Raw genomic sequence first — 21805 nt, 5'->3', positions numbered from 1 at the left:
GCGGCAGGAAAAACGCCTGCCGCATCCCACGTCAGCTCATGCCCGCACGATGTGCATCAGCCGCGACCCATCATACTGGAAAATGCGGCAGATCGGTGCGACACATTGTAAGGGCAGGGCCGCCGGTTGCGGTCATCAAGGCTGCGGCGTCGGCGTCGCAAATTGATGGGGTGATCATGTGGGGATCCATCATATCGGAATGGGCGAGCCTGCTGCTCCGCTGGCTTCATGTGGTCGCCGCAATCGCCTGGATCGGCAGCTCCTTCTATTTCATCGCCCTCGATCTCAGCCTCAAGCCCAACAACGATCTGCCTGACGGCGTGCAGGGCGAGGCCTGGCAGGTCCATGGCGGCGGCTTCTACCGGATCATGAAATACCTGGTGGCACCGAGCCAGATGCCGGACGAGCTGACCTGGTTCAAATGGGAGGCCTACACCACCTGGCTGTCCGGCTTCGCGCTGATGGTGGTGGTGTATTATCTCGAAGCCGACCTGTTCCTGGTCGACAAGTCGATCCTCGACCTCACGCCGTTTCAGGCCGGCCTGTTCAGCTTCTGCAGCCTCGCGCTGGCGTGGCTGCTTTATGAGGCCGCCTGCCGCACAGGGCTTGCCCAGCGCGAGCTGCCGTTCGCCATCGGTGGCTATTTGTTCCTGGTCGCGCTGACCTACGCTTTCACCCATGTCTTGAGCGGCCGCGGCGCCTTCAACCAGATCGGCGCGATCATCGGCACCATCATGGTCGCCAACGTCTTCACGTTGATCATCCCGAACCAGAAGAAAATCGTGGCCGCGCTGATCGCGGGACAGGCGCCGGATCCGAAACTCGGCAAGACCAGCAAGGAGCGCTCGGTTCACAACAACTACCTGACCTTGCCCGTCGTCGTGCTGATGATCAGCAACCACTATCCCCTGCTCTACGCCACCCGCTTCAACTGGATCATCGTCGCCATCATTCTCGCGCTCGGCCCCGTCATCCGCCACTTCTTCAACGAGCGCCATGCCGGGCGCAAATCGCCGTGGTGGGTGTGGGGTGTGGCAGCCGCCGGCGTGATCGCGATCCTGTTCCTCTCCGCGGCCGGCCCGCGCGATGTCAGGACCACCGCGCTGTCGGCACAGCCGACGCTTGCCAACGTCGAGGAGATCGTGATGTCCCGCTGCAGCATGTGCCATGCGGCCGAGCCGGTCTGGGCCGGCATCGTCACCGCGCCGAAAGGCATTTTGCTCGATGCGCCCGAGCACATCCATCGCAACATCCGCTTGATCGGCCGCGTCGCCGCCTGGTCCAATGCAATGCCGCCGGGCAACATCACCGAGATGACCAGCGAGGAGCGTGCCATCCTCGCCGCCTATATCGAGCAGACGCGCTGACGCGATCGCGCACCGTGGCCGTGCTTCGCGGAATGAAATTTTGCATTTCCCTTTGAATTGAAAATGACTCGACCGCCCATCCGGCGTAGACAGGACCGTGGCCGCCAGAGCGGCCTGAAGTCAGTTTGCATGCGGGGATAAGAACAGTGGCCCTCAAGAACGTCATCGGTATCGACCACGCCGTGGTCATGGTTCAGGACCTCGACAAGGCCGCCGAGAATTACCGGCAGCTCGGCTTCACCGTTTCCCCGCGCGGCACCCACAGCGCCCATATGGGCACCGGCAACTACACCATCATGTTCGACCCGGACTATATGGAGCTGCTCGGCGTGCTCACGGCCACCGAGCACAATGCGCCGGCGCGCGCCTTCCTCGACAAGCGCGGCGAAGGCATCGAGCGCATTGCCTTCACCGCCCTCGATTCCGCAGCCGGTGCGGAGGAGATCCGTGCACGCGGCCTGGAGCCGGTCGGCCCCACCGATTTCGAACGGCCGGTGACGCTGCCCGATGGCACGGTCTCGGCGGCAAAATTCCGCACCTTCATGTGGCCGACGGCGGAAGCGCCGGGCGGCATTCGCATCTTCGCCTGCCAGCACAAGACGCGCGAGACCGTGTGGATCCCTGAATTGATGAAGCACGCCAATGCGGCCAAGCGGATCAAGCAGACGCTGATCGCAACGCCGGAGCCGGCAAAGGAAGCAGCACATCTCGGCCGGCTGATCGACCGCGAGCCGAAGGCCGAGGCCGATGGCGCGGTGATCGTTCCCTCCGGCGGCGATCGCGCCGACTTCGTCTATCTGACGCTGGACCAGCTCGGCAAACGCTATCCCGGCGTGCCGCTCGCGGGCCTTTCCAAGCGCGGCGGCGCGGCCCTGGTCCTCGTCAGCCGCGATCTGGCGGCCACCGAAAAGACACTTGGCTCCGCCGCAGTCCGCAGCGGGCCGGCGATCTGCGTCCCGCCGGCCAAAGCCAACGGCACCCTGCTCGCCTTCGTCGCCGGCTGATTTTAACCGCCCGGCGATGCCGCCGAGATCGCGATGCGGAAGGACTTTCCCAAGGTGTGATCGCCAGGCTGCCGCAATATCGCTCGCGGCCTCATGTCCTCGCAGTCCCAGCCAAGCCGCGGAACTCTCGTCGCATGTTCTGCGCCGGGAACACCGTACTAACACCGGGGGCCGCGCGGAATCGCAGCTTCGCCGCAATTACCGTTAAGAAGTCCTTGTCACTGGCGCCGCCGCCGGTCGTTCCCCCACAGTTCAAGGACTCCCACCGAGATGCGATTTCTCGTCGCGGCTTGTGCCGCGTTCCTGATTCTGATGTGCGACGTCGGCTCGTCGCCGTCCCCGCAAGGATCGAAATTCGACAACACCGGTCTCCAAGCCGAACGCGTATCATCGCTGGTTCCCCTCGTCGATCTCTTCCTCGCGAGCGTGCAGGCCCTCGAGCTGACAAATGCACGCGCGGCGTTTGAGCAGGCCGTCGAGCCACCGCGCGAACCGGCGCCCGTCCCGCAGATCGCCGTTTCATCCACCGAACGATTCTGTCACGCACTTCGGGAAGCTGCCGAAGCCAGCGGCATTCCGGTGCCGTTCTTCGCGCGCCTGATCTGGCAGGAGAGCCGCTTCAAGTCCGACGAAGTGAGCCAGGCCGGCGCGCAGGGCGTCGCGCAGTTCATGCCGGGGACGGCGGCCGAGGTCGGGCTGGACGATCCCTTCGATCCGATGAAGGCGCTGCCGGCATCGGCGAAATTCCTGCGCAAGCTCCGCGACGACTTCGGCAACCTCGGCCTCGCGGCGGCCGCCTATAACGCAGGCCCCGGCCGCATCCAGAAGTGGCTCGCAAAGGAGAGCCAGCTGCCGCGCGAGACCCGCGACTATGTCCGCATCATCACCGGCACCAGCGCCGAAGACTGGACCGAGCGCGCGGAAGCCCTCGCGATCCGGATCGACCTGCCGCGCGAAGCGCCCTGCGAAGGCATCGGCAGCCTGTCCAAGATGAAAGACGTTGCCTGGGTTCCGGTGAACCTGACGACTTCAGCCGCCGCCATCATTCGCAAGGGCGAACAAGTGGCAGCGCGGGTAACGGCCACCCGTGCCCGCAAGCGGCTCGCATCCATGATCAGGAAGACCAGCCACGGCAAGGCGCGCAGCATGATCGCGGCGCGCGCAGCCGGAAAGAGCGCGAAGGCCCGCGCCATCCGCCTCGCATCGAACGAGCGCTGATGCGCCGATCGGAAGCCGCTCCAAGAGCGGCTTCCGACGCCTTGCGAGCTAGTCGATCTCCTCGATAATGCGCCGTTCACGAGGCTCGATGACGTAGGTCCGCGTATCGCGATGGATGTAGCGGTATTCGCGCAGGTCGGGCGCGTCCCGGTAGACCGTGCTCGGGAATTCCTCGACCTCGACACTATCGGGAACGCGGTCACCGACGCGGATCTCGGTCCGCGCAGTGCTGCCGGTGGTCTGCCGTTCGCTCCGTCCCTCACTACGGGTTCTCGCGTGCTTGCGGATCACTTCGCGATCGCGATCCGAAAACTTGCTGGCGCTACGCTCGCGCGTGGTCGTTGTCGTTGCGGTGGATTGTCCCGAGTACGGCAGCACCGTCACGATTTTGTAGGTCGCCGGATCGACCACGACGATCTGATCCTTCACCAGTGCAAAGCTGTAGCCGCGATATTGCGGCACGATCTCGACCACGTCCGGCGGCAGCGTCGATAGCTGAATGTCGCGCGGAACCACGGTGCCGACGTTTAGCGAGAAGTTGACGTTGGTCAGCGGCCGCACGTTCAGATGCGAGATCGAAGCGCTGATCTTGGTTTCCTGCTGCTTGTTGAGGTTGACGTCGGTACGGGCGGCGGCCTGCGCATTGCTGCCCGTGCGTTCGCCTTGCGCCTGATTACTGGCCGGGGCGTTCGGCGCCGGCTGAGCCTGGTTGGTCCCGGATGCGGCGGGCGCCTGCTGGGCCTGATTGCTATTGGGCGGCGGCGGATTGGACCGATCCTGCGCCTGGTTCGTATTCGCCGGCGGCGGGTTGGCGCTCTGCTGGGTCGCGGGCTGGTTGCCGGTGGTGTTCGAGCTTGCCGTGCCGCTCTGCGATGACGGCGCAGGGCTCTGCGTAGTCTGCGCCGAGTTTCCTGTCGCCGGTGATTGCTGCGGTTGCGATGTGGTCTGCTGCCTGTCGGCCGCGCCGGATGGCGTGGTGGTGGACGGCGCTGTCGAATTTGATTGGGATTGCGGGGTCTGCTCGGACTTCGTGTTCGAACTGGGCGATTGCGCAAAGGCGGAATTCGCCAGCACCAGCCCTAATGCGGTGGTTGCCAACAGGCGGATCATGGTTCACTCCCTTTTATCAAATGAACGTTGGCTACTAACCTGCGTTAGAACGGCCAGTTCCACTTTTTCCCAGGAGAAAGGCGAACCGCTTCCGTACGGACCCTACTCCGCCTTGATGTTCGCGGCCACGACGACCTCGGCAAGCTCCGTGGTCTCCTTCGCGATCTTGGCGGCGTACTCGGCGGGGCTGAGAACGCTGACCACGCCTTGCGAGCCGAGCTTCTCCTCGATCGCCGGGTCCTTCGCGGCCGTGGCGATCTCCCGGTGCAGCGTCTCCAGGATCGGCGCCGGCGTTGCCTTCGGCATGAAGAAGCCGACCCAGAATGAGATGTCGAAGCCGGGATAGCCGGCTTCGACGACGGTCGGCACATCCGGCAGCGACGGTAGCCGCTCGGCCGAGGACACCGCAAGCGCGCGCAGCTTTCCGGCCTTCACCAGCGGCACCGCGGAGAGCGGATCGAACACCGCAAGCACCTCCTGGGCGAGGATGCCGACCTCGGATGCGGCGCCGCCGCGATAGGGCACGTGGATCAGCTTGATACCGGCCTTCTGGCTGAGCAGCTCCATGGCGAGATGGGCGAGGTTGCCGTTGCCGCCCGAGCCATAGGCCAGCGCGCCGGGCGCGGCCTTCGCGGCGGCGACGAGATCGGCCACGGTGTTGACGTTGGCGGTCTTGGGGTTCTCCGGATTGACGACGAGCACGAGCGGCGCGGACACGACGGTGGTGAGGGGCGCGAAGTCTTTCTCGGGATCGTAGCGGATGTCCTTGAACAGCGTCTTGTTGAGCGTGATCGTGGACGAGTTGCAGGCGAGGATGGTGTAGCCGTCCGCCTCCGCACGCGCCACGCCCTCGGCCGCGATCATGCCGTTGGCGCCGGCGCGGTTCTCGACCACGAAGGGCTGTCCGAGCTTGTTGCTGAGTCGGTCGGCAACGATGCGCGCGACGACATCGACCGGACCGCCCGCGCTGAAGCCGACCATGACCTTGACCGGCCGCACCGGATATTTCTGCGCGAGTGCCTCTGTCGTCACGCACAATCCGGCGACGATCGCCAGCAGGCGAAGCGTTCCTTGCATTCGTTCTCTCCCCGACCTCAACGCGCCGCTTGTGACTGCTTGTTGGTGCGACGCATGCGGGCGGCATGATTAGCGGTCGCGCCAAAATTCGCAATCGCCTTGGCGTGCCGGCATTCCGCCGCGCGGCACGCGAGAGCTGCTTCCAAACAAAAAATGCGAAAACAACCCCATGCACAGTAGCCGGCCGTTGAGAGAACAAGGACTTACGCATCTCGCGAGGACGTTTGACTCGTCGGGCAAAACAGGGGCAGAATGCCATCATCCCAACCATCATGAGCGTCCCGCCCTGCCTGATCAGGGCCGCCCTGGCGTGGTGGTGCGTAAGCCCTTCATCGACATCCCGAAATTCGCATCCGCGCGCAACAGCGAACGGTCCCGTTCGCGCGCGCCTGCGCCAGCAAAGGACACAGACATGACGACAGCCCCCGAACGCCACATCGCCTTGCCGCTTGCGGCAAACGATCGCAGCAGTCCCGCCGCCACCCCACGGATCAAACTCTACAAGCGCCGCATTGCGATCAATCATCCGGACCCGGAAGCCGGCGAGCGGCTGCTGGCCGAGGCGCTCGGCGCCGCCGACCGTGACGCGCTGCACGGCATGCTCAGGCAATTGGCCAAGGCGAGCGCGATCGGGCAGAAGCCCGATGAAGCCAATCTCGCCTTCATGATCTCGATGATCGGAAGCATCGCGCCGAAAGATTCCATCGAGGCCATGCTGATATCCCAGATGGTCTCCATTCACATGGCGACGATGCGCAGCGCCTGTCGCCTCGCCTGCACCGACAACCTTCCGCAGCAGGAGAGTGTCACACGCGCATTGACCCGGCTCTCCCGCACCTTCGCCGCCCAGGTCGAAGCCCTGAACCGCCACCGCAATAGCGACGAGCGCGCGATCACGGTGCAAAATGTGTCGGTGCAGGACGGCGGCAAGGCGATCGTAGGCAACGTCACCCAGCATGCCAGCATGATCGTTGCGGAGGCGGGCGCCGACGGCGCGCACGGCGCCGTGGCATGAACAGCGATCACGTCCGCAACACGGCCCCGATGCAGGCGAGCCGCCGATGCGGCGCAAGGGCCCGCAGCGGCCGCCCCTGCCGCGCGCCGGCGGTGGGCGGCAAGAGTCGATGCCGCATGCATGGCGGCGCCGCAAGGACGGGCGCACCACGCGGCAATCGCAATGCGCAGACGCATGGGATGTTTACGAGTGATTCGACCGCGGAGCGGGAAAACGTTCGGACAGTGCTGGATCAGGCGCGCAAACTGCTTCGCGAGCTGAGCCGCACCGATCCGGACGTCACGGCGACCATCGATCGTGCTCCTCGCGGTAGGCATGCTCGTTGAGACGGTCGGCGATCTCCTCCGCCACAGGCTCGTTTTCGGCCTCTGCAAGCGGCTCGCCCTTGTCGGTCTTGACGGTGGTCTTGCTGGTTTCGACCGGGAAGTCGTCTGGATGAATCGCGGGCTTTCTCATGGCCTGTCCTTCGATTGTGGTTCGTCAACCAATTCGAACATCGGGTCGAGATCCTCTCTCGTCTGTCTCAATACGCTGGCCGCGCGCTGCCAGTCGGCCCCGCCGCTGTCGACGAGATTCGCCTGCCAGGTCATTCCGACGCCGGTGATCTGCCCGGCTCAATCCGATGCCGTTCTCGCCGAATCCGCCTGGCTAGTGCGGCTTCCCTGGCCGTCATCCAGACGATAGAGCGCGGCGGCACCGCCGGCGAGAACGAGTACGATGACAATGATCGCAATTGCGTTCGTTCGGCTCAAGGCGGCCTCCTTCAGCTCATGGACGTTGCTCCTCAATCGAACATTCTCGCGCCGAGTTCCGTGAAGATTGCATGACGTGCAGCGGCATGATTGGCCGGCCGAATTGAAATGCAGGCAGCGCCGGAACTTCCCGTGAATGCGCCACTTTGAATTTGGCAACGGAAAGATTCAGCCATGAACGCAGAAACGGAACTGAAATTCCGGATTTCACCAGGGAAATTGTCGTCGGTGTTGCGGCGCGGCAGTTCGAGGCAGCGCCGCGACGGGTCCGAGCAGACGCTCGTGTCGACCTACTACGATACGAACAAGCAGAAGCTCAGGCGCCATGGCCTTACCTTGCGCGTCCGCAAGATCGAGGGCCGTTACGTGCAAACCGTGAAATCCGGCGGCGCGGGACGCGTGACGCGCGGCGAATGGGAGCACGAGGTTTCCGGCGCAAGACCGGAGTTGAAGAAGATGGGGCATACGCCGCTCCGCAGGCTTGCGACGGCCAAACTTCCCCGCAAGCTGAAGCCGGTGTTCCAGACCGACATCCATCGCTTGTCGCAGCCGCGACGCGTCCGGAAGAGCCAGATCGAACTCGCGGTCGATCGCGGCCGCATCAGTGCCGGGCGCCGTTCGCGGCCCGTTTCCGAGCTGGAACTGGAGCTGAAGTCGGGACATGTCGCGGACCTGTTTCGCCTCGCCCGCGAACTCGAACGCAGAACGGATGCAGAGCTCGATCTGCGCTCGAAGGCTGAGCGAGGCTACCAGCTCGTCGCGGGAAGCGGCGGCGGCGCGCAGCACGCCGAGCCGATCGCGCTGACACCGGAGCTCCCGCCGCGCGAAGCGTTCGGCATGATCGCGCATTCGACGCTGCGTCAAATCACGGCGAACGCCGAGCCGGTGCGAGACATGGACGCCGAGGGCATCCATCAGATGCGGGTCGGCCTGCGGCGGCTGCGTGCGGCCATCTCGCTGTTCGCCGATATCCTGCCGCGGGCAAGCACCGCGCGGATCAAGGCCGAGCTGAAATGGCTCACAGGCGAACTGGCGCCGGCGCGTGAGATCGACGTGTTTCTGACGGAGAGCGTTCAGCCCATCACCGGGCACGGCGTGCCGCAACGCGGCGCTCGCGCGATCCGCAAGAGGTTCTCCCGGCAACGGACGGCGGCCTTCGGCCGCGCCCGCGACGCGACCAGGTCGGCGCGTTACCGCCGCCTGCTGATCGATTTGATCGAGTGGATCGACACCGGACGACCTCGCGCCAATGATCACAGCAGTGACGACCGCACCATCTCCGCCTACGCCGCGGAAATGCTCGACCGGCGCATCGGAAAGGCGCGAAAACAGGGCAAGCGCCTAAACGATCTCGATCCGATGCAGCGCCACAAGCTGCGGATCAGGATCAAGAAGATCCGCTATGCCGCCGAGTTCTTCAAGAGCCTCTACAGCCACCGCGACCAGAAGGAGCTGGCGGATCTTTCCGACCGGCTGAAGCAGATTCAATCCGCGCTGGGATCGCTGAACGACTTCATGGCGCACCGCGAGCTGGCAACGGAGGCTGCGCTGACGGCGCCGCCTTCGAACCGCCGTGCCCAGGCATTCGCATCGGGGTTCATCGTCGGCCAGGAACGCGAGGCCGCCGATGGCCTGATCAAGGACGCGGCGAAGCAACTGCATCGGTTGCGCCGGCTGCGCGCCGTGCCCCGTGGCTGAGCAATAATAGCCGCCTGGGTCATGCCGGATTCCCGCACACCGGCCTTTGTCGACGTCGCCTTTTCGAAAGAACCACGCCGCATTTTTCCGGACCATGCTTTTGACAAGGCACATTCAGGAATACGAGGGGCTCCTGCCCCCGCCATTGGCACGCCTCCCTCAATCATGTAACTCCACCCAAAACCTTCTCGGGACGGGCGCTCATGGGTACCGCTGCCACGGATGAAGCGGGCGTCGGCACCCGCGCGCTGATCCTTGCGCTGCTTGCGCTGGCCTGCGGGCACATGCTTTCGACCTTGCTGCGCACCATTCCCGCCGTCAGCCTCGATCTGATGGCGGCGGATTTTCACATCGAACCGCAGGCGCTGGCGAGCCTCACCTCGGTCTATCCGTTTGCCTTTGCCGCCGCGCAGATTCCGGTTGGTGCTGCGATGGACCGCTTTGGCGTGCGGCCGGTGTCGCTCAGCCTGCTCGCGGGAACCGTGCTCGGCGCGATCGCGTCGGGATTTGCGACAGGGCCCGAAAGCTTCGCGGTCGGGCAGGTGCTGCTCGGCATCGCCACCTCGGGCATGCTGATGTGCCCGATGACACTGGCAGCCAAGCAATTATCTGCGGCGCGATTCGGCCTGTGGTCGGGCGCGATCCTCTCGATCGGCAATATCGGCATGCTGCTGTCGTCGAGCCCGCTCGCCTTCGTGGTCGATGCTTACGGCTGGCGCGCCGGATTCTGGATCTCCGGCGTCGGCGGCATCGCGGTCGCGCTCGCGGTGTTCCTGCTGGTGCCGCACCAGCCGGCCGAGCACAAGGACGAGTCCTCGCCGCTGTCGCAGATGATCGAGGTGCTCAGGCTCGGCTTGTCGCGTCCACTGCGCGGCCTGATCGCGCTGGCGCTGGTATCGCTTGCGACCTCGCTGGTGCTGCGCGGCCTGTGGGGCGGGCCGTGGCTGATGGAGGTCAAGGGATTGTCGCGGGTCGAGGCCGGCAACCAGCTCGGCGCGTTCACGCTGGCGATGATCGCAGGTCCGCTTCTCATCGGCATGGTCGATCGCAGGCTCGGCCGCCGCCGCGCGCTGGTGGCGAGCACGCATATGGTCGGCGCGCTGCTGCTGGCGCTGATGGCGCTCGGGGCACCGCACTATGCGGTCTCGCTGCTGTGCGGGGTGCCCGTGATGCCGCCGCGATACGACCTCGTGCTGTTCGTGCTGATCGGCCTTGCGACCTCCGCCCAACCGCTGCTGTTCGGCATGTCGCGCCAGCTGGTCGACGCGCAGACTACGGGCAAGGCGCTCGCGGCCGTGAACCTCGCCTTCTTTCTCGGCGCGGCGCTGATGCAGTCGGTGACCGGCGCGGTGGCGGCATTCGCCGGGCTGCCGGCGGTGTTGCTTTTCATGGCTGCCATGCTTCTGTTCGGGACGCTGATTTTTTTGACTTATACTTCGTCGCGTTCGTAGGATGGGTAGAGCGGAAGCGAAACCCATCGCTCTTGCACGAAGATATTGCTCTTGCACGAAGATGGTGGGTTTCGCGAAGAGCTCTACCCATCCTACGCATTCGTGCATCAAGGGAATGACTCATGCCTGTCGACACCAAAGCCGCCACCGACCGCCTCATGCGCTTTCTCGCCATCGAGGGCATCACCGGACAGGAGGCGGCGATCGGGCGTGAGCTCGCGGCCGCGCTGAAGGAGAGCGGCGTGCCGGGAAAGGCGATCCGGCTCGACGATGCCAACACACGCATTCCGGTGCCGACCGAGACCGGCAACCTCATCGTTGACCTGCCCGGCCGCGGCGCGCTGCACAACCAGCCGCGCATCATGTTCATGACCCACATGGACACCGTGCCGCTGTGCGCCGGCGCCAGGCCGAAGAAATCCGGGCGCAAGATCGTCAACGAGGCCAAAACCGCGCTCGGCGGCGACAACCGCTGCGGTTGCGGCGTGCTGGTGACCCTGGCCGCCGAGCTCGAGAAGCACAAGCTCGATCATCCGCCGATCACGCTGCTGTTCTGCGTGCGCGAAGAGAGCGGGCTCTACGGCGCGCGTCATGTGAAGCTCGACGAGCTCGGCTCGCCGGCGATGGCGTTCAACTACGACGGCGGCTCGGCCTCCAACGTCGTCATCGGCGCGGTCGGCGCGGACCGCTGGACCGTCGAGATTTTCGGCCGCGCCTCCCATGCCGGCGTCGCACCCGAGCGCGGCATCTCCTCGACCATGATCATGGCGCTCGCGCTTGCGGACGTGAAGGCCGGCGGCTGGTTCGGCAAGGTGGTGAAGGGCAAGAGCCAAGGCACCAGCAATGTCGGCCCCGTCACCGGCGGCGAGGGCCGCCCGGCGGGCGATGCCACCAACGTCGTCACCGACTATGTGCATGTGCGCGGTGAAAGCCGCAGCCACGACGGAAAGTTCTTCAAGGAGATCACCAAGGCCTACAAGGCCGCATTCGAGAAGGCGGCCAAGAAGGTCACCAATGCGCAAGGCAAGTCCGGCAAGGTCAAATTCAAGGCCGAGACCGACTATTATCCGTTCCGCATGAAGGACAATTTGCCCGTCGTCAAACGCGCGGTCGAGGCCGTGTCCGCCGTCGGTGGCACCCCGAACGTCCGCACCGCCAATGGCGGCCTCGATGCCAACTGGATGGTCCGCCACGGCGTTCCGACGGTGACGTTCGGCGCCGGCCAGAACGAGGCGCACACGATCGACGAGTGGATCAATCTGGACGAATACGACCGCGCCTGCGCGCTGGCCGTGCAGCTCGCGACGATGCGGTGAGCTGCCTCGCATGACGCGCGCTTGCCGGGCAGCGCCCGCCGGCCTAGCCTGCAAAGAAAACGCAGGGAGGCCCCATGGCACGCATCGCCAATATCGAATCCGCACTCTACCGGATCCCCCTCCCCGTCACGCTCTCCGACTCCACGCATGGCGAGATCACGGCGTTCGAGCTGGTCACCTGCCGCGTCCGCGATGCCGATGGTGCCGAGGGCGTCGGCTACACCTACACGGTGGGGCGCAATGGCGGCGCTGTCGCCGATATCCTCAAGCGCGAGATGCCGCCGCTGGTCGAGGGCCGCGAGGCCGACGACACCGAGGCGATCTGGCATCACGTCTGGTGGGGCCTGCATTATGGTGGGCGCGGTGGGCCGGTGGTGCTGGCGCTGTCCGCGCTCGACATTGCGCTGTGGGATTTGAAGGCGCGGCGGGCCAAGCTGCCGCTGTTCCGCCTGCTCGGCGGGTTTGACGCGCGCGTGCCGTGCTACGCCGGCGGCATCGACCTCGATCTTTCCGTCGACGCATTGCTCAAGCAAACAGACGGCAATCTCGCAAAAGGCTTTCGTGCCATCAAGATGAAGGTCGGCCGGCCCGACCTCAAATCCGACGTCGCAAAGGTCTCCGCGATGCGACAGCATCTCGGCGACGGCTTTCCGCTGATGGTGGACGCCAATATGAAATGGACGGTCGAGGAAGCGATCCGCGCCGCACGCGCTTTCGTTCCATACGACCTGACCTGGCTGGAAGAGCCTGTTATCCCCGACGACGTCGCGGGCCACGCCCGCATCATGCAGGCCGGCGGCGTGCCGATCGCGGCCGGGGAGAATTTGCGCTCGCTGTGGGAGTTCAAGAACTACATCGCCGCGGGCGCGGTGTCCTATCCCGAGCCCGACGTCACCAATTGCGGCGGCGTCAGTGCGTTCATGAAGATCGCGCGGCTCGCGGAAGCCTTCAACCTGCCTGTCACCAGCCACGGCGCGCACGACATCACCGTGCATCTGCTCGCGGCCTGCCCGAACCGCTCGTATCTGGAAGCCCACGGCTTCGGGCTGGACAAGTATATCGAGCATCCGCTGGTGCTGGAGGACGGCAAGGCGCTGGCGCCCGATCGCCCCGGCCACGGCATCAGCTTTGACTGGAAGGGGCTGGCGAAGCTGGCGGCGTAGGACATGAGGTCGTCATGCCCGGGCTTGCCGTCTTCGCTGAAGCTTCGCCGGCCAACACCTGTAGCCCGGCGAAGCCTTGTAGCCCGGCGAAGCCTTGGCGGAGCCGGGTCCCGGGCATCCACGTTCTCCGTGCAGCAAGCAAGACGTGGATGGCCGGGTCAAGCCCGGCCATGACGATGTGGCTGCACGCGAGGCATTCGCTAGCGCCGGATGCAAGCAGCAATTATTCGGCTATGGTGCCAAGGTAGCCACCATCCGAAAGTCCCCTCCGCCTTGACCCCCGAGTTGCACCAGAAACTGACCCAGTGGCGCCGGCATCTGCATGCCAACCCCGAACTGTCCCTCCAGGAGAAGGCCACTGCCGCCTTCGTGCAGGACAGGCTCACCGAGCTCGGCATTCCCTTCGAGGCTGGCATCGGCGGCCACGGCATCGTCGCGACCCTCGCGCGAGGCTCCGCGCAAGGACGCGTGGGCTTGCGGGCCGACATGGATGCGCTGCCGATCAGCGAGGATACGGGCCTTGTCTACGCTTCGAAAAATCCCGGCGTGATGCATGCCTGCGGCCATGACGGGCATACGGCATCCCTGCTCGGCGCGGCTGCGCTGCTCGCCGACGACACCAGCTGGAGCGGAACGGTCGATTTCATCTTCCAGCCGGCCGAGGAAGGCTACGGCGGCTCGCGCGCGATGGTCGCGGCCGGATTGTTCGAGCGCTTCCCGATGGATCGGGTGTTCGGCTTCCATAACTGGCCGGGCCTGCAAGCCGGCACGATCGCGGTCCATGACGGCGTCGTCATGGCCTCCGGCGGGCGCGTCACCATCACCATTGACGGTCATGCGGGTCATGCCGGCATGCCGCATCTGACGCGCGATCCGGTGATGGCCGCGGGCCACCTCATCGTGGCGATGCAATCGATCGTGTCGCGCAGCGTCGATCCGCTCGACACCGCCGTGCTGTCGCTGTGCACGATCGACGGCGGTACCGCGCCGAACCAGATCGCCGGCCGCGTCACGATCCGCGGCACGCTGCGATTTCATCGCGACGGAATCAAGGAAATCATTCTCGACGGCATCGAACGAACCTGCGCCGGGATCGCGACGAGCTTCGGCGTCAAGGTCACGCCCGAGATCGTGATGGGCGTCGGCGTGGTGATCAATACGCCTGATGAGGCGGGCCTTGCACGCCTTGCCGCGGAGAAGGTGCGGGCCGAGATCAGGCGCGATCTCGCGCCCAGCATGGCCGGCGAGGATTTCGCCCACTATCTCAAGCAGCGCCCCGGTGCCTTCGTCTGGATCGGCAACGGCGAATTGCGCGACGGCGCCGAGCTGCACGGCCCGCGCTACGATTTCAACGACGCGATCCTGCCGGTCGCCTCGAGCTGGATGGCCGAGGTCGCCAAGGCGGCGCTGGCCTCGAACTAGGCCCGCTCAGGAGATCTCACGCGGCAGCTTCCAGCCCGGCTTCGGCTCGAACGTCTCGTCGACGCGCGCCACGTGATAGCCGGCCGGCAGAAGCCGGCCGCCCTCCTCGTCCGCGACCGGAACGTCGGTCACCAGTCCCTCGATCAGCGCGGCTTCCCACACCTCTTTCTCGGTGGGAAAGGGATCGCCGATCTGCTTGTTGCCTTCGAACAGCGCGTACATCGGTTCCAGTCCTGCTGCGTGGTACGGAATATCGAGCTCCGTCATGCCGACAGAAACGTATCTCCTGCACGGACGTTCCTCCCCGGCTGGCGCGGACCGTTCTCTCCGCGCCAGCAGCAGCGAGAGAGACAGGAGTAGCGAGAGAGAATGGCGCGCGTTCTGATCGGAACCTCCGGCTGGCATTACGACTCCTGGCGAGGTCCGTTTTTTCCCGAGGGCCTGCCGTTGAAGGAGCAGCTTCGCTACTACGCCGGGCAGTTCGAGACGACGGAGCTGAACGGCGTGTTCTACCGCACGCCGACGCCGGAAGCGGTGACAGCGTGGCGCGAGCAGACCGGTCGCGACTTCGTCTTCGCATGGAAGGCCTCGAAGTTCATCACGCACTGGAAGCGCCTGTCCGACCGCTCCGTCAACAGCCTCGAGCTGCTGGAGGATCGCATTTCCCGGCTGCGCGGCAAGGCCGGACCGATCCTGTTCCAGTTGCCGCCGCAATTCGAGGCAAACGCCGACCGGCTCGCCTCCTTCTTCAAGCTGCTGTCGGGCAAACGGCGTTACAGCTTCGAATTCCGTCATCCGAGCTGGTATCAGCCCCGCATCCTGCGGATGCTCGCCGACGAGAACATCTCGCTCTGCCTGTCGGACCATCACGACGCACCGGCGCCGTGGAAGCGCACCGCGGACTTCGTCTATGTGCGCGGACATGGACCGGGCGGGCGCTATCACGGCCACTATTCGCCGGCGGCGCTGGCGCAATGGGCGCGGCGGATCAAATCGTGGAAGCGGCAGGGCTGCGACGTCTACGTCTATTTCGACAACGACCAGAAGAGCGCGGCACCGGCCGATGCGTTGAAGCTAAAGACCCTGCTTTGAGACGGAGCTACGGTCCGCCCGCGACCGACCCGGCGATCACCATGGCCAGCTCGGCAAGATCGATCTTTCCGTTGACGACCAGTTCTTCGGAGGAGCCGTCGACCTTGAGCGATTGCGGCCGGTTGGCGGCCTGACGCTTGAGCTCTCCGACGATGGCTTCCTTCAGTTTCTCTTCCAGCATGAGCGTCTCCTGCTGCTTAAGCAGCCATGGCGCGGCAGGATTCGGCGCATGACCGGCACATGGCGACGCATTCGTCCATGCCGCCGATCCGTTCGCAATCCTGGGCGCATTCGGCGCAGATCTCGGCGCATTCGCCGCATGTGTGCCTGTGATGCGGGGTGTTGATCAGCATGAAATGCGCGGCCGTCCGGCAGATTTCGGCGCAGGCCATCATCAGGCGGAAATGCTTCGGCTCGACATGCTTGCCGCCGGTCTCGAGGCAATGGTTCATGGCCGTGCCGAGACAGGTCCGGTAGCAGCCCAGGCACAGCTCGATGCAACGGTTCATGTCTTCCGATTTCGGCATCGCGTCTCTCCTTCGGGTGCACGCTTCTCCAACGCCAGTCAAAGCAAGCCGGCGCGCTTCGTTCCTGACGCACATCATTTAGGATTTGGATCTTCAAGGCCGTTCCCCGGCCGGTCGAGCCGCCCGCTGCGCGCCAGCCGAACCGCGTTGCCGAGCGCGCGCGCCGCATTGCGCACCTCCTGTTGGAACTCGCCGTCCTCATCCAGGTCGCGGTGCGAGGTGGCGTATGGCTCCATGTAGCCGACATAACCGTCGAGCTCGCCGAAGCGGCCAGCCGAGATCAGGTGCATGTCGGTCAGCCAGTCGGACAATGTCCGCCGCACGCCTTCGGCGCCGACACTGTCGCCGTGAACGACGAGGCCGAAGTGGCGGCCGGCGAGATGACGCGGATAGGGCCAGCCCTTCAGCTCCATCGCCTTGGCCTCGTCCGCTTTCTTGCCGTGCGTCGATGTCGGATCGGGATTGCCGCCGTCGGCACAGACCAGGCGGTCCATCATCGCCTTGAGACCGCCGGGGACGTGATACCAGTTCACCGGCGTCACGATCAGGATGCCGTGGGCCGCGACCCAGAGCGGGTAGATCTCGTTCATCCAGTCGCCGGTCTGGCCCAGCGCGTAGTTCGGATAGCAGCTGCACGGCCAGTGGCAGAGCGGCATGGCGGTGGAGACGCACGATTTGCACGGATGAATGGTCTTGCCGAACTCCGACGTCAGGCGGGAGAGATCGAGGATGTCGACGGCATAGCCCATCTCCACGAAGACCGGCTCGGCCAGCTTCACCATGCGCCATGTCTTGGACATCTCGCCGGGACAGCTGTGCTCGCTGCGCGCCGCGCCATTAACGATGAGGATGCGCGGCGTCGCGTCGGCATCGTCGTGCCGCCGTTGCGCCTCCAGAATCGCAGCGCGCGCGGCGAGCCAGTCCGCGGCGAGATCGTAGTCGGGATCGGCGAAGCCTGCTCCCGCCTTCCGCGTCACCGGCGCCTTGCGCGAATGGCTGTAGGCGTCCCAGGCGGCGCCGACGATGGCATCGAGCTCGCGCTGCAACGGCGCAAAGGCCGGATCGACGAATTGGCTCCTGTAGCGCCGCTCGAACGCTTCGCGCGACAGCTTGACGGGCGGCATCCCCTTGCGAACGTCGACATCCGTCATGCTGGTTCCTCGACAGATCAGTGCAAGCGATCAACCCGGCGCGCTGTGCGCGGTTCCGGCCCCTGGCGTTGCGAATGCACTACGCCGGAACCGAAATGGTGATTCGCTTGTTCATGAAGGGCTTGAAGGAGGATCATCATGGCGAAAGCAGCATTGAAACGGCTAGGCTCACCGATCGGTCGCAGAGGACCGCGCAAGGCAAATCCCGCTTACAAGCGCCGCACGCGCGAGCCATGGACGCCTGCGGATGTGAGCAAGCTGAAACAGCTTGCGAAAGGAAACACGCCGACGGGCGTCATGAGCATCAAGCTTCAGCGCCCGGTCGCGGCCATCCGCAGCAAGGCGCAGCGCGAAGGAATTTCGCTGCGGCCCGTCAACCGCTCGCCTTACAACCGGCGAACCAAAGCGGCGAAACGGCGCTGAGCCCGGGCACCGCATCGGCGGCGCGTGCCGCGCCTCTGGCGCGGCGCGCTGCCTACTCCCGCCAGAACTCCTCCAGTTCTTCCGCGGTCACGAGATCGACCTGGCCGTGGAAGCGCGTGCGATACATCGTCATGAGCGCATCGTGGCCGACGTCGGATGAGCTGCACAACGCGTCTTCGACGATCACGACCTTGAAGCCGAGATCGACGGCGCTCAGGACCGTCGAGAGAACGCAGACATCGGTCTCCGCACCCGTCATCACCACAGCACCGATGCCTTTTTCAACCAATGTGCCCGCCAGGTGCGGATTGCTGAATGCGGAATAGGCCGGCTTGTCGACGACGCGGGCCGGCGGAACGTAGCGCGCCAGCGCCGGCACGAGATCGAGTGCGGACGGCGAAAGATGGAGGCGGGTTGCCTGACGCCAGCGCCGAAAATAAACCTGCCACTGCCCGGGGCGATCTTCCGGATCCTGCGGCGTGATGAAGCGCGTGAAGATGGTTCTGTCCTGGTGGCGCGAGACGATCGAGGCGACCGTCGGCAGAACCTTCTCCATCCATGGTGTTTCCCAGAGGCCTCCGGGCGCAAAGATGTTCTGCATGTCGATGCAGAGGTGAACGGCATTCCGGATCTGGCTTTCCGGCGTCTTTGCGTCCCTCATCGGTGTTTATCCCGAAGCGTATGGCTTGATCACAGACCGAAGCTTTCCCGCGCCGTGTAGGTCACGGCTTCGATCTTGTTGCCGTCGGGATCGCGCACGAAGGCTCCATAGTAGTTGGCATTGTACTGTTCGCGGATACCCGGCGCTCCCTCGTCACGCCCGCCATTCGCCAAGGCCGCGGAGTGGAAGCGCCTCACGGTCTCCCGGTCGGGCGCCTGGAAGGCGATATGCACGCCGTTGCCAGCACTGGCGGGCTCGCCGTTCAGCGGTGTTTCGAGGCTGAAGACGATGTCGGAGGCGCCGTAATGCACGGCGCGGTCCGAGGATTTGAGAACCCGAAAGCCGATCAACGCCATCAGCGGGTCGTAAAACGCGCGCGCCCGAGGCACGTCGTTCGTTCCGACGGAGACGTGGTGGATCATCGGCTCATTGCTCCCATCGCAGAAGCGGCCAGACTTTTGCGGTCCTCAAGCGGTCGCGCGCGAGAGGCAGCAAGGCCGGCTCCTTCTCGCGCGCGTTTGGAAATCCGATGACTCAGCAGTCCTTGTCGCTGGGTCCCGTCGCCGTCTTTGACTGTTCGGCCGCCGTCGGCTGTCCCTGCATCTGCCGCTGGGCGTCCTGCGAGGACGTTGCCGTGCTCTCGCTGGCCTTGCCCATCGCCGAGGTCGGCGGGTGCTCCTTGGCAGCTGACGAAGCGGTGCCGGTGGTCTCGGCCGCCTTGCCGGTCGTGACCGGCCCCGAGCCTGCATCGCGGTTGGCGGTGGTGTTGCAGGGACCTGCCAAGGCGATGGTCGAGCTGACTGTCAGCAGGACGCCGACCAGCATTGATCTCTTGAGCATGACGATCTCCTTCCTGAGGTGCCGGCTAATGCTTGGCGGAGCCGGGTTCCGCCATTTTGCGATGCTGTTGCGAGATGATGTTGCTTAATCGCGCAAGGCATCGGCGGTTCCAAAGCGATGAGCCTTTCGAGGCCTGGTCCAGCTTCGATGATGACCGCCGCCTGCCGTTGCGACCAGCGGATCGGTTATTCCGTGAACGTCTCGGAGGCTTCTTCGGCATTGATGGCCGGATCGGCCGCAAGCTCCCGCTCCGCTTCGCGCCAGAACTCCTCCTGTCGTCCTTCGGGCCTACCTGCCAATTCCCAGAGCGCATGCGCGCGAGTCCGGATGTCGTCTTCCGTCGGCTTTGCCATTTGGGGTGTCTCCTCGAAATCTGTTGTTCTCAACCCCGCTTTCGCGCGTCACGTTCCAGCCGTGCCCGCACGCCCTTGCCGATCGTCGGGCTTCACGACCATTTCCCGGCGGGCTTTCGCCGATTTTTGCCGCAGCTGGTCCATGCGACACTGGGAGGGTTTCTTGTCAGGACGCCATCGCAGGATTTTCGTGCCGTGGCGAAACCGGTCGCCCGAAACATGGTCGTAGCAGACCTCGACGACATGAACGGGACGCACCGCCTGCCAGGTCGCGGATCGCTTCGTCGACCATCGGCTCGGGCCGCCCGGCGCCTTGCCGGTAAAACTGCTCTCGCTGAGGATCTTCTCGAATTTGTCGGTCAGGCCAGGCCGGTCGGACGCCTTGATGCCCGACGTGAAGCCGACATGATGCAGAAGTCCTGACTCATCATACAATCCAAGAAGCAGCGAGCCGACCACCTTCCGCCCGCCCTGCTTCTTCTCTGCGTATCTGAACCCGCCGACCACGCAGTCCGCGGAGCGCAGCAGCTTGATTTTCTGCATCCCGTCTCGCGTGCCGCCGCGATAGGCGAGGTCGAGCCGCTTGGCGATGACGCCGTCGTGGCCGTCCTCCACACGCCGGAGCCACCGCTTTGCCTCCGCGTAATTGCGACTCGCGGGCGACAGCGCGAACACAGGACTGCTCCGGAACTCGCGCCGCGCAAAGGTCTCGAGCGCGGGCCGCCGTTTGGCGAGCGCCAACGCCGCGAGATCGGCGTCGGCCGCCCGCAGCAAATCGAAGGCAATGAAGTTCGCCGGCGTCTCGCCGGCGAGACGCTTCACCCGGCTGGCAGCCGGATGGATGCGCTGAAGCAAGGCATCGAACGAATAGCCGTCGTCGAGCCGAATGATCAGCTCGCCGTCGAGGATGAAGGAGTCGGCATCGAGAGCAGACGCGGCCGAGGCGACTTCCGGAAAATAGCGGACGAGATCGCGCCCGCCCTTCGACTGCATCCTGAGCCGCTGCCCATCGCGGATGAGCAGGCAACGGAATCCATCCCATTTCGGCTCGTATTGCCATTGCGCCCCGCGGGGAAGCTCGACGACAGACTCGGCTTCCATCGGCTCCATGATCAGCACTCGCAACACGCTTCGATCGTCGGGACGGCACCCGTCCGCAGGTCAACCGGGTTTGGCAGGATGCGCGGTGCGTGGATGACGGTCATGCAGCAGCCGCGCCAGAGCTTCGCGATCTCCGGCGTGGTCTTTCATCGCCGTCTCGAACAGCGCCTCCTGGATGTCACGCGGCATATCGCCCCACACGTCCATGGCGGCCTGGCCCAGCAATTTGGCAAAGCGTTCGTCGGCCATGTCGAAACTCCTGTCCAGTTCGAAGAGGGAACTACGCACACCCGTTGGCGTTCCATCCCTTTATTCGAAAGGGAGACATTCGAGATGGGACTGTTCACCAAGGACATCAAATCGATGGAAGACCTGCTGATGCACGGTCTTCAGGACATCTATTATGCGGAGCAGCAGATTCTAAAAGCTCTGCCGAAGATGATCGACAAGGCGACCAATCGGGATCTCGTGACCGGCCTCAAGAACCATCTCGACGAGACTAACAAGCAGGTCGAGCGGCTCGAGAAAGTGTTCGCCAAGCTCGGCAAGGAGCCGAGCGGGACGCAGTGCCCGGCCATCGACGGCCTTATCAAGGAAGCGGACGAGACCGCCGGCGAGATCGAGGACAAGGCCGTGCTGGACGCCGCCATCGTCGCGAACGCGCAGGCCGTGGAACATTACGAGATGTGCCGCTACGGCACGCTGATCGCCTGGGCCGAGGAGCTCGGGCATGACGAGATCGTGCGCTTCCTGACGACGAACCTGAATGAAGAGAAGGCCGCGAATACCAAGCTGAACACGGTGGCCTTGCGCAAGGGTGTCAACGCCAAGGCGTCCACCGCGGCGTAGATCGCCTTTTGCTGGAGCGGCTCCGCGACGCAGCGGGCCGCTCCTTCAACTAGGGCATACACTCATTAATCGGCTGTCCGCCTGACGTCCGGTTTACCGCCAGCATCGGCCGAAGAGCGGATGGTCTCCGAGGTCGCAGATGGGCCATGTGTGGACGGCTCCGGGTTGGCAAGGAGAATCTTCACTTGCGGCGTTGGTCGGAGCAGCCATGTGTT

Annotated in this window: 28 protein-coding genes; 13 read left to right on the top strand and 15 right to left on the bottom strand. The window is 64.8% G+C overall.

Annotated elements, in window-relative coordinates; translation table 11 throughout:
• Positions 1 to 176: 176 nt before the first annotated feature.
• The 3 genes from QSV46_RS08660 (at position 177) to QSV46_RS08650 (ending at position 3589) form a co-directional block, all read left to right on the top strand.
• Positions 177 to 1367 (top strand): urate hydroxylase PuuD, encoded by a 1191-nt coding sequence (locus QSV46_RS08660; RefSeq protein WP_314949314.1) that lies wholly within the window; start codon positions 177 to 179, stop codon positions 1365 to 1367.
• A 146-nt stretch (positions 1368 to 1513) separates the two neighbouring features.
• Positions 1514 to 2371: a VOC family protein gene (locus tag QSV46_RS08655; protein ID WP_314949313.1), complete on the top strand. Its 858-nt coding sequence runs from the start codon at positions 1514 to 1516 to the stop codon at positions 2369 to 2371.
• 270 nt (positions 2372 to 2641) lie between these two features.
• Complete coding sequence (locus tag QSV46_RS08650) at positions 2642 to 3589, top strand: lytic transglycosylase domain-containing protein (RefSeq protein ID WP_314949312.1); 948 nt, start codon at positions 2642 to 2644, stop codon at positions 3587 to 3589.
• A gap of 48 nt (positions 3590 to 3637) precedes the next feature.
• Here QSV46_RS08650 and QSV46_RS08645 read toward each other — a convergent pair whose 3' ends face one another.
• Together QSV46_RS08645 and QSV46_RS08640 are read right to left on the bottom strand one after the other, a co-directional pair.
• The gene (locus QSV46_RS08645; RefSeq protein WP_314949311.1) at positions 3638 to 4699 is read right to left on the bottom strand and encodes a DUF1236 domain-containing protein; all 1062 of its coding nucleotides are present in this window, start codon (positions 4697 to 4699) and stop codon (positions 3638 to 3640) included.
• Between the two features lie 102 nt (positions 4700 to 4801).
• Positions 4802 to 5776 (bottom strand): tripartite tricarboxylate transporter substrate binding protein, encoded by a 975-nt coding sequence (locus QSV46_RS08640; protein WP_314949310.1) that lies wholly within the window; start codon positions 5774 to 5776, stop codon positions 4802 to 4804.
• Between the two features lie 412 nt (positions 5777 to 6188).
• Here QSV46_RS08640 and QSV46_RS08635 point away from each other — a divergent pair, with 412 nt between their 5' ends.
• Positions 6189 to 6791, top strand: a complete 603-nt coding sequence (locus QSV46_RS08635; protein WP_314949309.1) for a hypothetical protein — start codon at positions 6189 to 6191, stop codon at positions 6789 to 6791.
• Positions 6788 to 7117 carry an HGGxSTG domain-containing protein gene (locus QSV46_RS08630; RefSeq protein ID WP_314949308.1) on the top strand — a complete coding sequence of 110 codons (330 nt, stop codon included), beginning with the start codon at positions 6788 to 6790 and terminating at the stop codon, positions 7115 to 7117. The genes QSV46_RS08635 and QSV46_RS08630 overlap by 4 nt, the downstream gene beginning before the upstream one ends.
• Here the strand turns inward: QSV46_RS08630 and QSV46_RS08625 are convergent.
• The 3 genes from QSV46_RS08625 to QSV46_RS08615 are packed head-to-tail and all read right to left on the bottom strand — an operon-like array spanning position 7071 to position 7543.
• A complete protein-coding gene (locus tag QSV46_RS08625) occupies positions 7071 to 7247 on the bottom strand; it encodes a hypothetical protein (RefSeq protein WP_314949306.1) in 177 nt (58 codons plus the stop codon). The genes QSV46_RS08630 and QSV46_RS08625 overlap by 47 nt on opposite strands.
• On the bottom strand, positions 7244 to 7381 hold the full coding sequence (locus QSV46_RS08620) for a hypothetical protein (RefSeq protein WP_314949305.1): 138 nt from the start codon (positions 7379 to 7381) through the stop codon (positions 7244 to 7246). Before QSV46_RS08620 ends, QSV46_RS08625 begins: the two co-directional genes overlap by 4 nt.
• A gap of 24 nt (positions 7382 to 7405) precedes the next feature.
• Positions 7406 to 7543, bottom strand: a complete 138-nt coding sequence (locus QSV46_RS08615) for a hypothetical protein (RefSeq protein ID WP_314949304.1) — start codon at positions 7541 to 7543, stop codon at positions 7406 to 7408.
• Positions 7544 to 7717: 174 nt separating this feature from the next.
• On the opposite strand from QSV46_RS08615, the gene QSV46_RS08610 reads away from it, so the two are divergent.
• From QSV46_RS08610 to QSV46_RS08590, 5 genes are all read left to right on the top strand, one after another.
• A complete protein-coding gene (locus tag QSV46_RS08610) occupies positions 7718 to 9241 on the top strand; it encodes a CHAD domain-containing protein (protein WP_314949303.1) in 1524 nt (507 codons plus the stop codon).
• A 203-nt stretch (positions 9242 to 9444) separates the two neighbouring features.
• A complete protein-coding gene (locus tag QSV46_RS08605; RefSeq protein ID WP_314949301.1) occupies positions 9445 to 10692 on the top strand; it encodes an MFS transporter in 1248 nt (415 codons plus the stop codon).
• 122 nt (positions 10693 to 10814) lie between these two features.
• Entirely contained in the window at positions 10815 to 12008 is a 1194-nt protein-coding gene (locus QSV46_RS08600; RefSeq protein ID WP_314949300.1) for a M20/M25/M40 family metallo-hydrolase, read from the top strand.
• 74 nt (positions 12009 to 12082) lie between these two features.
• A complete protein-coding gene (locus QSV46_RS08595) occupies positions 12083 to 13171 on the top strand; it encodes a mandelate racemase/muconate lactonizing enzyme family protein (protein ID WP_314949299.1) in 1089 nt (362 codons plus the stop codon).
• Positions 13172 to 13444: 273 nt separating this feature from the next.
• Positions 13445 to 14593: an amidohydrolase gene (locus tag QSV46_RS08590; protein ID WP_314949298.1), complete on the top strand. Its 1149-nt coding sequence runs from the start codon at positions 13445 to 13447 to the stop codon at positions 14591 to 14593.
• Positions 14594 to 14599: 6 nt separating this feature from the next.
• On the opposite strand, the gene QSV46_RS08585 is transcribed toward QSV46_RS08590, so the two are convergent.
• Positions 14600 to 14860 carry a hypothetical protein gene (locus QSV46_RS08585; protein ID WP_314949297.1) on the bottom strand — a complete coding sequence of 87 codons (261 nt, stop codon included), beginning with the start codon at positions 14858 to 14860 and terminating at the stop codon, positions 14600 to 14602.
• Between the two features lie 102 nt (positions 14861 to 14962).
• Between QSV46_RS08585 and QSV46_RS08580 the strand changes: the two genes are divergently transcribed.
• On the top strand, positions 14963 to 15685 hold the full coding sequence (locus tag QSV46_RS08580; protein WP_314949296.1) for a DUF72 domain-containing protein: 723 nt from the start codon (positions 14963 to 14965) through the stop codon (positions 15683 to 15685).
• Between the two features lie 7 nt (positions 15686 to 15692).
• Here QSV46_RS08580 and QSV46_RS08575 read toward each other — a convergent pair whose 3' ends face one another.
• From QSV46_RS08575 to QSV46_RS08565, 3 genes are all read right to left on the bottom strand, one after another.
• Positions 15693 to 15866, bottom strand: coding sequence for a hypothetical protein (locus QSV46_RS08575; RefSeq protein ID WP_314949294.1), 174 nt, complete (start codon positions 15864 to 15866; stop codon positions 15693 to 15695).
• Positions 15867 to 15882: 16 nt separating this feature from the next.
• Entirely contained in the window at positions 15883 to 16212 is a 330-nt protein-coding gene (locus QSV46_RS08570) for a four-helix bundle copper-binding protein (protein WP_314949292.1), read from the bottom strand.
• Positions 16213 to 16286: 74 nt separating this feature from the next.
• Entirely contained in the window at positions 16287 to 17363 is a 1077-nt protein-coding gene (locus QSV46_RS08565) for a flavodoxin family protein (RefSeq protein ID WP_314949290.1), read from the bottom strand.
• Positions 17364 to 17612: 249 nt separating this feature from the next.
• Here QSV46_RS08565 and QSV46_RS08560 point away from each other — a divergent pair, with 249 nt between their 5' ends.
• Positions 17613 to 17786, top strand: a complete 174-nt coding sequence (locus QSV46_RS08560) for a hypothetical protein (RefSeq protein ID WP_244429184.1) — start codon at positions 17613 to 17615, stop codon at positions 17784 to 17786.
• A gap of 52 nt (positions 17787 to 17838) precedes the next feature.
• Here QSV46_RS08560 and QSV46_RS08555 read toward each other — a convergent pair whose 3' ends face one another.
• From QSV46_RS08555 to QSV46_RS08530, 6 genes are all read right to left on the bottom strand, one after another.
• Positions 17839 to 18447 (bottom strand): cysteine hydrolase, encoded by a 609-nt coding sequence (locus QSV46_RS08555; RefSeq protein ID WP_314949286.1) that lies wholly within the window; start codon positions 18445 to 18447, stop codon positions 17839 to 17841.
• A gap of 29 nt (positions 18448 to 18476) precedes the next feature.
• Positions 18477 to 18869: a VOC family protein gene (locus QSV46_RS08550; RefSeq protein ID WP_314949285.1), complete on the bottom strand. Its 393-nt coding sequence runs from the start codon at positions 18867 to 18869 to the stop codon at positions 18477 to 18479.
• 112 nt (positions 18870 to 18981) lie between these two features.
• On the bottom strand, positions 18982 to 19287 hold the full coding sequence (locus QSV46_RS08545) for a hypothetical protein (protein ID WP_314949284.1): 306 nt from the start codon (positions 19285 to 19287) through the stop codon (positions 18982 to 18984).
• Between the two features lie 185 nt (positions 19288 to 19472).
• Positions 19473 to 19640, bottom strand: coding sequence for a DUF2934 domain-containing protein (locus tag QSV46_RS08540; RefSeq protein ID WP_314949282.1), 168 nt, complete (start codon positions 19638 to 19640; stop codon positions 19473 to 19475).
• Positions 19641 to 19688: 48 nt separating this feature from the next.
• Entirely contained in the window at positions 19689 to 20741 is a 1053-nt protein-coding gene (locus tag QSV46_RS08535) for an ATP-dependent DNA ligase (protein ID WP_314949970.1), read from the bottom strand.
• Between the two features lie 60 nt (positions 20742 to 20801).
• Positions 20802 to 20990 (bottom strand): hypothetical protein, encoded by a 189-nt coding sequence (locus QSV46_RS08530; RefSeq protein WP_314949280.1) that lies wholly within the window; start codon positions 20988 to 20990, stop codon positions 20802 to 20804.
• An 84-nt stretch (positions 20991 to 21074) separates the two neighbouring features.
• On the opposite strand from QSV46_RS08530, the gene QSV46_RS08525 reads away from it, so the two are divergent.
• Entirely contained in the window at positions 21075 to 21590 is a 516-nt protein-coding gene (locus QSV46_RS08525) for a ferritin-like domain-containing protein (RefSeq protein ID WP_314949279.1), read from the top strand.
• Positions 21591 to 21805 lie beyond the last annotated feature (215 nt).

Origin of the sequence: Bradyrhizobium cosmicum (assembly GCF_032290525.1) — a bacterium.
Taxonomy (GTDB): Bacteria; Pseudomonadota; Alphaproteobacteria; order Rhizobiales; family Xanthobacteraceae; genus Bradyrhizobium; species Bradyrhizobium cosmicum_A.
Note: the sequence above shows the minus strand (reverse complement) of the source record. Positions and strands in the feature narration are given on the sequence as shown.

Bases quoted from the DNA above. Each gene is read 5' to 3' on its own strand.
- QSV46_RS08575 (WP_314949294.1), bottom strand. From the start codon at position 15,866: ATGCTGGAAGAGAAACTGAAGGAAGCCATCGTCGGAGAGCTCAAGCGT.
- QSV46_RS08585 (WP_314949297.1), bottom strand. From the start codon at position 14,860: ATGACGGAGCTCGATATTCCGTACCACGCAGCAGGACTGGAACCGATG.
- QSV46_RS08545 (WP_314949284.1), bottom strand. From the start codon at position 19,287: ATGCTCAAGAGATCAATGCTGGTCGGCGTCCTGCTGACAGTCAGCTCG.
- QSV46_RS08580 (WP_314949296.1), top strand. From the start codon at position 14,963: ATGGCGCGCGTTCTGATCGGAACCTCCGGCTGGCATTACGACTCCTGG.
- QSV46_RS08625 (WP_314949306.1), bottom strand. From the start codon at position 7,247: ATGAGAAAGCCCGCGATTCATCCAGACGACTTCCCGGTCGAAACCAGC.
- QSV46_RS08565 (WP_314949290.1), bottom strand. From the start codon at position 17,363: ATGACGGATGTCGACGTTCGCAAGGGGATGCCGCCCGTCAAGCTGTCG.
- QSV46_RS08570 (WP_314949292.1), bottom strand. From the start codon at position 16,212: ATGCCGAAATCGGAAGACATGAACCGTTGCATCGAGCTGTGCCTGGGC.
- QSV46_RS08640 (WP_314949310.1), bottom strand. From the start codon at position 5,776: ATGCAAGGAACGCTTCGCCTGCTGGCGATCGTCGCCGGATTGTGCGTG.
- QSV46_RS08645 (WP_314949311.1), bottom strand. From the start codon at position 4,699: ATGATCCGCCTGTTGGCAACCACCGCATTAGGGCTGGTGCTGGCGAAT.
- QSV46_RS08550 (WP_314949285.1), bottom strand. From the start codon at position 18,869: ATGATCCACCACGTCTCCGTCGGAACGAACGACGTGCCTCGGGCGCGC.
- QSV46_RS08605 (WP_314949301.1), top strand. From the start codon at position 9,445: ATGGGTACCGCTGCCACGGATGAAGCGGGCGTCGGCACCCGCGCGCTG.
- QSV46_RS08660 (WP_314949314.1), top strand. From the start codon at position 177: ATGTGGGGATCCATCATATCGGAATGGGCGAGCCTGCTGCTCCGCTGG.
- QSV46_RS08650 (WP_314949312.1), top strand. From the start codon at position 2,642: ATGCGATTTCTCGTCGCGGCTTGTGCCGCGTTCCTGATTCTGATGTGC.
- QSV46_RS08540 (WP_314949282.1), bottom strand. From the start codon at position 19,640: ATGGCAAAGCCGACGGAAGACGACATCCGGACTCGCGCGCATGCGCTC.
- QSV46_RS08555 (WP_314949286.1), bottom strand. From the start codon at position 18,447: ATGAGGGACGCAAAGACGCCGGAAAGCCAGATCCGGAATGCCGTTCAC.
- QSV46_RS08530 (WP_314949280.1), bottom strand. From the start codon at position 20,990: ATGGCCGACGAACGCTTTGCCAAATTGCTGGGCCAGGCCGCCATGGAC.
- QSV46_RS08600 (WP_314949300.1), top strand. From the start codon at position 10,815: ATGCCTGTCGACACCAAAGCCGCCACCGACCGCCTCATGCGCTTTCTC.
- QSV46_RS08620 (WP_314949305.1), bottom strand. From the start codon at position 7,381: ATGACCTGGCAGGCGAATCTCGTCGACAGCGGCGGGGCCGACTGGCAG.
- QSV46_RS08610 (WP_314949303.1), top strand. From the start codon at position 7,718: ATGAACGCAGAAACGGAACTGAAATTCCGGATTTCACCAGGGAAATTG.
- QSV46_RS08595 (WP_314949299.1), top strand. From the start codon at position 12,083: ATGGCACGCATCGCCAATATCGAATCCGCACTCTACCGGATCCCCCTC.
- QSV46_RS08535 (WP_314949970.1), bottom strand. From the start codon at position 20,741: ATGGAAGCCGAGTCTGTCGTCGAGCTTCCCCGCGGGGCGCAATGGCAA.
- QSV46_RS08635 (WP_314949309.1), top strand. From the start codon at position 6,189: ATGACGACAGCCCCCGAACGCCACATCGCCTTGCCGCTTGCGGCAAAC.
- QSV46_RS08525 (WP_314949279.1), top strand. From the start codon at position 21,075: ATGGGACTGTTCACCAAGGACATCAAATCGATGGAAGACCTGCTGATG.
- QSV46_RS08630 (WP_314949308.1), top strand. From the start codon at position 6,788: ATGAACAGCGATCACGTCCGCAACACGGCCCCGATGCAGGCGAGCCGC.